Origin of the sequence: Falsiroseomonas oryziterrae (genome assembly GCF_021864505.1) — a bacterium.
GTDB classification, from domain to species: domain Bacteria; phylum Pseudomonadota; class Alphaproteobacteria; order Acetobacterales; family Acetobacteraceae; genus Falsiroseomonas; species Falsiroseomonas oryziterrae.
In genome coordinates, this window is record NZ_JAKJIB010000355.1 from 1 (window position 1) to 4,006 (window position 4,006).

The 4,006-nt window shown below is 73.6% G+C and carries 4 protein-coding genes; 1 reads left to right on the plus strand and 3 read right to left on the minus strand.

Features of this window, described 5'->3' with window-relative positions:
• Nucleotides 1-90 precede the first annotated feature (90 nt).
• Genes trpC through L2I40_RS20005 form a run of 3 tightly spaced genes read right to left on the minus strand, consistent with a single transcriptional unit; the run spans nucleotide 91 to nucleotide 2,527 of the window.
• On the minus strand, nucleotides 91-912 hold the full coding sequence (trpC, locus tag L2I40_RS19995) for an indole-3-glycerol phosphate synthase TrpC (RefSeq protein ID WP_237216937.1): 822 nt from the start codon (nucleotides 910-912) through the stop codon (nucleotides 91-93).
• Entirely contained in the window at nucleotides 909-1,940 is a 1,032-nt protein-coding gene (gene trpD / locus L2I40_RS20000) for an anthranilate phosphoribosyltransferase (protein WP_237216938.1), read from the minus strand. Before trpD ends, trpC begins: the two co-directional genes overlap by 4 nt.
• Nucleotides 1,937-2,527, minus strand: a complete 591-nt coding sequence (locus L2I40_RS20005; protein ID WP_237216939.1) for an anthranilate synthase component II — start codon at nucleotides 2,525-2,527, stop codon at nucleotides 1,937-1,939. The genes trpD and L2I40_RS20005 overlap by 4 nt, the downstream gene beginning before the upstream one ends.
• Nucleotides 2,528-2,775: 248 nt before the next feature.
• Between L2I40_RS20005 and L2I40_RS20010 the strand changes: the two genes are divergently transcribed.
• The coding region (locus L2I40_RS20010) for an oxidoreductase (protein ID WP_456305756.1) at nucleotides 2,776-4,006 on the plus strand (1,231 nt) is incomplete at its 3' end.

The window sequence follows — 4,006 nt, forward strand, 5'->3', positions numbered from 1 at the left end:
CCGCGCCGCGACCGTCAGCGCCGCCGGGCGCGCCATGCCTGCGGCGCGCAAGCCAAGCCGCCGGACGGCGGCGCCGGCGCTTGAGGCAAACTAATTGGATATCGCGTGGATCAGCTCGGCGGCCGCGGCGGTCACGTCGGCCTGGCGCAGCAGGTGCTCGCCGACCAGCAGGCAGCGCGAGCCGGCGCGGCAGATGCGCCGGACGTCCTCGGGCGTGCGGATGCCGCTCTCCGAGACCGGGATGCGGTCGGCCGGGATCAGCGGGATCAGCTCGTCGGACGTCGCAAGATCGGTCGTCAAGGTCTTGAGATTGCGGTTATTCACGCCAATCAGCCGCGTCTCGAGCCCGAGCGCCCGGTCCAGCTCGCGCCGGTCATGCACCTCCGCAAGCACCGCCATGTCGAGCGAGCGCGCGATGTCCTCCATCTCATGCGCCTGCTCGTCGGTGAGCGCCGCCATGATCAGCAGGATGCAGTCGGCCCCCATCGCGCGGGATTCGAAGACCTGCCAGGGATGGACCATGAAGTCCTTGCGCAGCACCGGCAGGTCGCAGGCGGTGCGGGCGGCGACGAGGTCCTCCCAGGAACCCTGGAAATACGGCCCATCGGTCAGGACCGAGAGGCAGGCCGCGCCCGCCTTCTCGTAGGCCTGGGCCAGCGCGCCCGGCTCGAAGGGGTCGCGGATCAGCCCGCCGGAGGGCGAGGCGCGCTTGATCTCGGCGATCAGCCCCACGCGGCCATCGGCGACGGCGGCGCAGAGCGCGCCGGTGAAGTCGCGCGGCGGGGACGCCGCATGGGCGCGCCGCTCCATCTCGGAGAGGGGCACGGCGGCCGAGCGTTCCCGCACCTCCTCGTGCTTGTCGGCGAGGATCTGGGCGAGCTTGTCGGACAGCATCGCGGTCGGGGCGTTCATGGGGCGCTCGGGGTCTCGGGTGCGGGCGGTGCGGCGATCTCGCGGAGCTTCCGCAGCACCTCCAACGCGGCCCCCCCATCCAGGCTCCGTGCGGCGAGCGCAACCCCGTCCCGCAGCGTGGCTGCCCTGCCGGCGACGATGAGCGAGGCGGCGGCATTGAGCAGCACGCAGTCACGATAGGCGCCGGGTGCGCCTTCCAGCAGCGCCTGCAGCGCGGCGGCGTTCTCCGCCGGGTCACCGCCCTTCAGCGCCTCGACCGGGGCGCGGGGCAGGCCGGCCTCCTCGGGCGTCACCTCGAAGGCGCGGATCGCCCCGCCCGATAGCTCCACCACCTGCGACGGGCCGGCCAGCGTCAGCTCGTCGAGGCCCTGGCCATGCACCAGCCAGGCGCGCTCCGTGCCGAGGCGGGCCAGCGTCTCGGCCATCGGGCGGAGCCAGTCGGGGCTGAAGGCGCCGGTCATCTGGCGCTTCACCCGGGCCGGGTTCGCCAGCGGGCCGAGCAGGTTGAAGATGGTGCGCGTGCCGAGTTCCATCCGCGGCCCTGCCGCGTGGCGGAGGGCCGCGTGATGGCGCGGCGCCATCAGGAAGCACATCCCGGCCTCGGCCAGTATCTCGGGCAGGCGGTCGATCGGCGTCTCCATCACAGGGATGCCGAGCGCGCTGAGCGCGTCCGCGGCCCCGGATCTCGAGGACAGCGCGCGGTTGCCGTGCTTGGCGACCTTCACCCCGCAGCCGGCCACGACCAGCGCGGCCGCGGTCGAGATGTTGAGCGTGCCGGCCGCGTCGCCGCCGGTGCCGACGATGTCCATCGCATCCGGCGGTGCCTCGACCGCGATCATGCGGGCGCGCATGGCGCGCACCGCGCCGGTCATCTCGGCCACCGTCTCGCCGCGCACCCGCATCGCCATCAGCAGGCCCGCGATCTGCGCCGGCGTCGCCTCGCCGGCCATGATCATGCCGAAGGCGGCCTCGGCCTCGCTCTCGGCGAGCCGCTCGCCCGCGGCGAGCCGCGCGAGGATCGCCTTCATGCGGCGTTCCTGCGCGTCTGCACGCCGCCCAAGGAGAGGAAGTTCCGCAGCAGGTCGTGGCCGTGCTCGGAGGCGATGCTCTCCGGGTGGAACTGCACGCCCCAGATCGGCAGGTCGCGATGCGCGAGGCCCATCACCAGCCCGTCCGCGGTGCGGGCGGTGGCGACCAGCGTCTCCGGCAGGTCCTCGACCACGAGCGAATGGTAGCGGGTGGCGCGGAAGGGCGAGGGCAGGCCGGCGAAGATGTCGGTGCCGGCATGCTCGACCTCCCAGACCTTGCCGTGCACGGGAGTGGGCGCGCGGACGACCTTCGCGCCGAAGGCCTGCCCGATCGCCTGGTGGCCGAGGCAGACGCCGAGCAGCGGCAGGCGTCGTGCCGCAGCGGCCTGGATCAGGTCGAGCGAGATGCCCGCCTCGTTCGGCGTGCAGGGGCCGGGCGAGAGGAGGATCGCCTCCGGCTGGAGTGCCAGCGCCTCCTCCACGCCGAGCGCGTCGTTGCGCCGGACTTCCACCACCGCCCCAAGATCACCCAGGAAGTGATAGAGATTGAAGGTAAAGCTGTCGTAGTTGTCGATCAGCAGGATCATGCGGCCGGATCGTCGCCCCGGCAGGGGCGCGAATCAAGGCTGCCGGCCGCGCGGCGCGCGAAGGCCCTGTCGTCGGCGCGCCGCATGCTGGGCCAAGGATTCTCCTTGCGTTCTAGGATCATATTCATATAACCTCCCGTGATGGACCGATCCGCGCCCCTCTGCCCCGCCACTCTTCCGCCCCGGACAGGGCAGAGGCGCCCTGCGCCGGTCCTGCGGGCGCCGCAGTCACGCGCGAGGCTCGTCCGATGAGCTACCCGCGGCTCTTCAGCCCGATCGAGCTTGCCGGCCAGCGCCTGCCGAACCGGATCGGCTTCGCCGCCGTCTCGACGCGCTACCCGGAACCCGGGCGCGTCAGCGAGCGGATGATCGCGCATCTCGAGGCCCGCGCCCGCGGCGGCGCGGCGCTCGTGCTGACCGAGGCGCTCGCCGCCTCGCCCTCCGGCGCGACGCCGGTGCGGGTCTCGGCCTTCGACGAGGGCGCGCTGCCGGGGCTTGCGAAGCTCGCCGAGGCGGTGTCGCGGCACGGCGCGCGCGCGATCGGCCAGCTCTGGCATGGCGGGTCGGCGCATCACGGCCCGCGCGGGCTGGACTCCGTCGGCGCCTCGGCGGTGCCGGATGCGATGTCCTGGACCGTCCCGCGCGTGCTCACGCCCGGCGAGATCGAGGCGCTGGTCGAGGACTACGCCGACAGCGCGCATCGCCTGCAGCGCGCCGGCTTCGCCGGGGTCGAGGTCTCGGCCGCGCATGGCTTCCTGCCGCTGCAGTTCCTCTCGCCGGCGATGAACCGGCGCGAGGACGACTGGGGCGGCGATGTCCGCGGCCGCACCCGCTTCGTCCGCAGCATCCTGCGCGCCATCCGTGCCCGCTGCGGCGCCGGCTTCATCGTCGGGCTCAAGCTTCCCGCCGATGACGGCATCGAGGGCTCGATCGGCCCGGAGGAGGCGGCGCGGCTGACGCGCGCGATCGTCGCCGACGCGCCGCCCGACTGGCTCTGCTTCAGCCAGGGCAGCCATGGCTGGTCGCTGCACCGGCACCTGCCCGACATGCACGATCCGGTGGCACCCTATCGCCATCTCTGGCGCGCGATGCGCGCGGCGGCGGGTGCGGTCCCGATCGCCGGCATCGGCCGCATCGGCGCGCCGGCGACGGCCGAGGCGATCCTCGCCGAGGGCGATGCGGATTTCGTCATGCTCGCCCGCCCGCTGCTCGCCGATCCGAACTGGCCGCGCAAGGCGCAGGAGGGCAGGGCGGCCGCCATCACGCCCTGCATCGCCTGCAACGCCTGCTGGGGCGAGATCCACCGCGGCGTCGCCACGGGCTGCAGCGTCAATCCGCATCTCGGCACGCTGCGGGACGGCGTGCCGGCGCCGCGCACCGCGACGCCTCGTCACCTCGCCGTGGTCGGCGCCGGCGTGGCCGGGCTGCAGGCCGCGGTGGCGGCGGCGGAGCGCGGGCATCGCGTGACCCTGTTCGGCA